Below are 4712 nucleotides of genomic sequence, written 5' to 3' on the forward strand. Positions count from 1 at the left end.
GGATCAAGTGAAGTCTATCCTTGGCAAACTCCTGCGGGAGTTTCTTTCGAAGGTTTTGAAAACTATGCGGACGGAACGGTGATAGAAACTAGTTCTAATAAGTCTTTGCAATCTCATCTCGAAGTTACTTCAGGGACCTTGACATCCAAACATCTTTCCAATGGTGTTTATAAAAGAGCGAAAACGGAAGATTATAATTTCAGAATGCTGATCCAAGGTTTGAATAATGGCTTACGAGTGAAGTGGACTGATCAGGCATTGGAGGCTCGGTTCTATATAGATTCATGGCAGGTTTCCTCCGATAGTTGGCAGGGAATCCATCTATTTACAAGATATAGAACTGAAAATGATTTGTATGTGGCATCTCTTCGAAGTGATGGAACAGTTTATTTTAAGAAAAAACTTTGCAGTACTTATACTACCTTGGCGACTGGAACCTTAAAGGATCAGGCGGGAAATCCAAAGTCTTTTAATACTAAACAATGGTACAAACTGACCTTGGTCGCGATTGGGAATCATCTCGATTTTTATGTGGATAATGTCCTACAGTTATCTATCACAGATGGGACTTTTAGCTGGGGAACTTCCGGAATTCGGACTGATTATGCAAATGTGTATTTGGACGATTTGATCTTACATGATGATCTGAGCGATTTTTGAAGGATAAAAAGAAGGTTTCGTCGAGATTCCGGGTTTTTGTAGGCACTTCGACAGATTTGAGTTATTTGATAGAATTCGCTTTTTCTATGTATTATTTCCAACTTCCGATAATAGGTATTATGTCTCATTAGATTTTACAATCGGCATCTATTTAAGTAAAATTCCTAAGGTCCCACTTCCAGTAACTGAATTTAGACAATCCTACTTACTCTTCTTGACTGATCGAATTGAACTCTATCTATAATGGCTGATTATGAAAGCTTCTATCAGACCGATTATGGTCATTGGATTAATTACCTGTATAGGTTTTAATTGCTTATACTATCATACCGTAGATCCGGCTCTTTCCAGAAATAATTTAGAACCTTCTTCCTGTTTAAGTGTTGTTGCTTTCAAAACTCTTATAAATGGACTTCCTCCTGATATTAACACGGAACAATCTCCTGACGGTAAACGGACGAATATCAAGGTTACGGAAGATAAATATAACGGCCAATCTCATCCGATTTTAGATGTAATGGCGAAAGAAGTTTTTAACGAGTCAGGGATACTATCTTCCAACGATAAACAAGGAACGGAAGTTACAAAAGGAGTATTTATTCAGATTAATAATAAGATCAGTTATTCAGCGCTTGGTTATGCCGGAAGACTTCTTTCTACAATGACTTTAAGTATTTTACCTAGTAGATTGACGGCGGTTGAAAGTTTCGATATTTCTGCTTTTGAGGATCAGAAACTGCTATTTAAGAAAACCTATCTGCATGAAGTTAGATCTTGGCTTTGGTTACCTTTGGTTTTTTTCTTTTGGGCCGGAGAAGATCAGAAAGAAGGACAATTTTATTATAAGGATGTGATCAAAGACGTGATTTCAAATATCGTCGCAAAAAGAAAAGAACAGAAAAAATGTCCTAAATAATACCCTTCTCGAAAAGTTTGCGACATAATCTGGACTTTTCATGACTATGCGAGCTTGAAAAGTCCGGATCTAAGAAAGGATCAATAACCTTGCCAGAGTGAAATGGTAACGATCGTTTTTCCGTTATCGGATTTGTTTTCACATTGGCATTTTATTTGGGCGGATTGGCTGTAATAACCTTGGCCAAGTGAGAATCCTGGTGCCGGTTTGCAACTTTTGTAGAGTCCACCTTCGACCAAACGGTTACAAGCTGCTTGGATAGCCGCTTCGATATCTCCGCTCTGGGAGCTGATAGTGCCTGGAATTGCTAAAAAGACCGCAACGGCTAATGCGGAAGCTGAGATAAACAGAAACTTTTTCATGGTAAGTCCGGAAACAAATAGGAACTTTCCTTTTGGAAAGAAAATATTTCAAACGAAAAATTCCGCAGTTCTAAAAATTCTTTCTAAGTTGCGAAAGAAATTTCCAGCTTATGTTTTGGGATTTAGGCTTTGAACTCTTGTACCTGTTTTTGCAAAGAATCGCTTAATTCTTCACATTTTCTGGCCTGGTCTGCTGCTTCTACGGCTTGTGCGGCGATAACTGCGTTTGAGTTTTGGATCCGATCTAAAAAGTTTCGGATCTCGTTCAAACTCGCCTTTTCTGCTTCTGTTGCTTCATGAACATCTTCGGAAATTTTTCCTGCATTGAAGAGTGCCCCTGCTACGGTCACTCGGATTACAGTTTGTTTTTCCAGAAGAGAAAAGAAAGAATCTAGACTTTCTTTAATCGAATCCACATCACCTAAGATCAATGAAATAGTTTTTGTGCCGGATTGAACGATATCCGTGTTCTTAGTCATTTCTTCTTTTCCGTCTCGGATCAGTTTGGAAATTTCCTTGATGGTGATCGCAGTTTGGTCTGCTAATTTTGAGATCTCGTCAGCGACCACTGCGAATCCTCTTCCATGTTCACCTGCTCTTGCCGCTTCTATGGATGCATTTAATGCGAGAAGGTTCACTTTATCCGCAATATCAGTGATCGTTCCTAATTTTGCAGTAGTGCTGGAAGAGCTGGATTCAATTCTTTTTATAGATTTTTCGATCGCCATCAGGCTTTCTTCCGATTCTCTCGCATGTTTCCATGCTGTTTCGAATAAGGCTTTGGTGGAAACAAGCCCCGCTTCCATATCCTGAAAGCTGATTTCCAGGTTTTGAAAAGAATTTTCCAAGGTTCCGGTAGCATCTAACTGTTTTTTTGCAGAGTCGGATACTTCCGAGATCGCGTTAGCGATCTGGTTCATACTTACATTAATTTCTTCCAAACTATTCGCTTGGTCGGTCGTTCTGTCCGCTACGGTTGCCGAATTTTGGACCAGTCCTTCTAAAATTCCGTTTACGGATTCAGATTTTTCTCTAACTTCTCCCTGGATCGAAAGATTATACTTTCTTACTTCTTCCAGTTCCGCTAGATTGATCGCTTGGTTTAAAAATTCTTTTTTGAAAGTTGCGGAGAAGTAGATCAATATTCCGGTCTCGAAAATTACAAAAATTGCATGCAATAGGACGATATCCCACCCGTTCCCGTAGTTGAAAATGATGATAGGTGTTTCGGAAATTTTGTATCCGATACTTTGGCAGAAAGAGAACAACCCATGGTGGACCGCAATATATAATGCACCTGGAAGAAGTGTTTTCCAATCTCGGTAGTAAAGAAGAAACGCCAAAGCAACGAATACATGAAAATGCATTTCTATTCTTCCGAATTGGGACTGGATCAGTATTCCGGACCAGGCCATGATGAGCACTGCGTTCAAAATTCTCAGGATATATTGGCCTCTTAAGAAGAAAAAGCCAATGCTTGCAAGTGTCGCTATAGTGATGGAAGAATTTAAGACAAATTTCCAGGTCCCGTATTCTAAAGATAATAAGAGTGCAAAAGGAATATGGGCCATAAGAAGAAAGTAGAAAAACCGATCTACCTTCTTGGTTTCTTCCCTAAATTTTAATCTGGCTATTTCTTCTATACTTTGTTTGTGCTGAGGCGGATTCATATATTTTCCCCGGAAGGGTTTTTATTTTTAGGTCCGATTTTCGGACTCTATTGCTTTCGGATCCGATCTTTCGAATGATCCTGTTTTTATTTTCGTATATTATGAATCGCTTAAATATTTAGGGGTGTTTGTTCTTTTTTATCGCTTATGAATTTTATAAGTTCTTTTGGATTTTGATCCCAATGTTTATCAAATTCGAAAATTAATCCTTTGATCCTTCCTTCAGAATTAACCCAAAGAACCGAATCCGGATGATCTATATCTCCACTTTTATCGGAGGAAAACGCCATAATCCCGAAAAGCCTGGCAAGTTCGAAGGCCCTACCCCTCGACTCTAGTCGGATAAATTTAGTTTCTGTTTTTAGATCCGAAAAATATTTTTCGAAACGTTCTTCCGTATCTTTTTCCGGATCTAAGCTTACGAATACCAATCTTAAGTCTTTCCGCTTTGAGATAAGATTTTTTAATTTCTGCAAACTACCATGACATACTGTCTTGCAGTTTAAATATCCAAAATAGACCAGATTCTCTTTTCCACTTAAAGTCTCGCGGATATCTTTCGTTCTATTTCCTTCTTCATTGATCTGAAATTCAGGAAGACTTCTATCTGCTTCCATCATTCCGGAGGAAGAACTAGGTAAAAAATAGAATAATGGAAATAATACCATTAATCCACCTAGTGCAAGTTTCCAGATTTCCGTATGCATTTTGCTAAAGAGGTATTTAAAAATCCTCTAATATGACCAAAGACGAATAACTTTCTTTTTATTCAAAAAATTTCCTGAAATATGACCGGATGAATTAAAGGAAATTTATTTATGAATATGTTAAGTTTAAGTTATTTCTTGGGAAAAACTTATTTAGACTTCGGACTGGGTTTGTAGGAGTTCCAACATCAATGTCAAAATCAGGATATCAGAATTTTCACTAAGAGTTGTGTCTTAGATCATAAAGATTGATTTGAATGTTAGGAAATTGAAGAAGAAGAAAGTTTCTTCGAAAACATATAGAGTAGCGTGACTCACCGATTTGTTACACCCCCAGCCCTTGCAAGCAAGGACTGGGTTTTCGTCGTTCTAAGCAAGCTTAGATTTTGATCTCCTT

General features: G+C 38.1%; 5 protein-coding genes. 2 read left to right on the forward strand and 3 right to left on the reverse strand.

Features of this window, described 5'->3' with window-relative positions:
• A partial coding sequence (locus tag EHO58_RS17905) for a pectate lyase (RefSeq protein ID WP_135680831.1) occupies positions 1 to 660 on the forward strand: 660 nt, incomplete at its 5' end.
• 253 nt (positions 661 to 913) lie between these two features.
• Positions 914 to 1576, forward strand: coding sequence for a hypothetical protein (locus EHO58_RS17910; protein ID WP_135680832.1), 663 nt, complete (start codon positions 914 to 916; stop codon positions 1574 to 1576).
• A gap of 80 nt (positions 1577 to 1656) precedes the next feature.
• On the opposite strand, the gene EHO58_RS17915 is transcribed toward EHO58_RS17910, so the two are convergent.
• From EHO58_RS17915 to EHO58_RS17925, 3 genes are all read right to left on the reverse strand, one after another.
• Positions 1657 to 1938: a hypothetical protein gene (locus EHO58_RS17915; RefSeq protein ID WP_008592446.1), complete on the reverse strand. Its 282-nt coding sequence runs from the start codon at positions 1936 to 1938 to the stop codon at positions 1657 to 1659.
• A 122-nt stretch (positions 1939 to 2060) separates the two neighbouring features.
• Complete coding sequence (locus tag EHO58_RS17920) at positions 2061 to 3608, reverse strand: methyl-accepting chemotaxis protein (RefSeq protein ID WP_135680833.1); 1548 nt, start codon at positions 3606 to 3608, stop codon at positions 2061 to 2063.
• Between the two features lie 110 nt (positions 3609 to 3718).
• Positions 3719 to 4315: an SCO family protein gene (locus EHO58_RS17925; RefSeq protein ID WP_135680834.1), complete on the reverse strand. Its 597-nt coding sequence runs from the start codon at positions 4313 to 4315 to the stop codon at positions 3719 to 3721.
• Positions 4316 to 4712: the final 397 nt, after the last annotated feature.

This window comes from Leptospira selangorensis (assembly GCF_004769405.1).
GTDB lineage: Bacteria > Spirochaetota > Leptospiria > Leptospirales > Leptospiraceae > Leptospira_B > Leptospira_B selangorensis.